Origin of the sequence: Gilliamella sp. Pas-s27 (assembly GCF_009795865.1) — a bacterium.
GTDB lineage: Bacteria > Pseudomonadota > Gammaproteobacteria > Enterobacterales > Orbaceae > Gilliamella.
The window spans coordinates 1-1,178 of record NZ_WTEW01000081.1 but is presented as its reverse complement, the minus strand read 5'-3'; the positions used below and the strand labels follow the sequence as shown (position 1 = coordinate 1,178).

The window sequence follows — 1,178 nt, the reverse complement described above, 5'->3', positions numbered from 1 at the left end:
ATGTCTAAAGAAAAATTTGAACGTACAAAACCCCACGTTAACGTTGGTACAATCGGCCACGTTGACCATGGTAAAACAACTTTAACTGCTGCAATTACTTCTGTACTTGCTAAAAAATTTGGTGGTCAAGCTCGTGCATTCGATCAAATCGATAACGCACCAGAAGAAAAAGCACGTGGTATCACCATCAACACTTCACACGTTGAATACGACACACCAACTCGCCACTACGCGCACGTAGACTGCCCAGGCCATGCTGACTATGTTAAAAACATGATCACTGGTGCAGCACAAATGGACGGTGCTATCTTAGTAGTAGCAGCAACTGATGGTCCTATGCCACAAACTCGTGAGCACATCCTTTTAGGTCGTCAAGTAGGTGTTCCTTACATCATCGTATTCTTAAACAAATGTGATATGGTTGATGACGAAGAGTTATTAGAATTAGTTGAAATGGAAGTACGTGAACTTCTATCTCAATACGATTTCCCAGGTGATGACACGCCAGTAATTCGTGGTTCAGCGCTTAAAGCGTTAGAAGGCGAAGCAGCATGGGAAGACAAAATTGTTGAATTAGCAGAAGCATTAGATACATACATTCCAGAACCAGAGCGTGATATCGACAAACCATTCCTATTACCAATTGAAGACGTATTCTCAATTTCAGGTCGTGGTACAGTAGTAACGGGTCGTGTTGAACGTGGTATCATCAAAGTTGGTGAAGAAGTTGAAATCGTTGGTATCAAACCAACTACAAAAACAACTTGTACTGGTGTTGAAATGTTCCGTAAATTACTTGACGAAGGTCGTGCGGGTGAAAACGTTGGTGTATTACTACGTGGTACAAAACGTGAAGAAATCGAACGTGGTCAAGTACTTGCAAAACCAGGTTCAATCACTCCACATACTGATTTCGAATCAGAAGTGTATATCTTAAGTAAAGATGAAGGTGGTCGTCACACTCCATTCTTCAAAGGTTATCGTCCACAGTTCTACTTCCGTACAACTGACGTAACTGGTACTATCGAATTACCAGAAGGCGTAGAAATGGTAATGCCTGGTGATAACATCAAAATGACAGTATCATTAATTCACCCAATCGCGATGGCAGAAGGTTTACGTTTTGCGATTCGTGAAGGTGGTCGTACTGTTGGTGCTGGTGTGGTTGCTAAAGTTAT

At 41.8% G+C, this 1,178-nt stretch carries 1 protein-coding gene; it reads left to right on the top strand.

Annotated elements, in window-relative coordinates:
- Nucleotides 1-1,178, top strand: a 1,178-nt coding sequence (gene tuf, locus GQ589_RS11745) for an elongation factor Tu (protein WP_160401752.1), incomplete at its 3' end; no start/stop codon positions are given.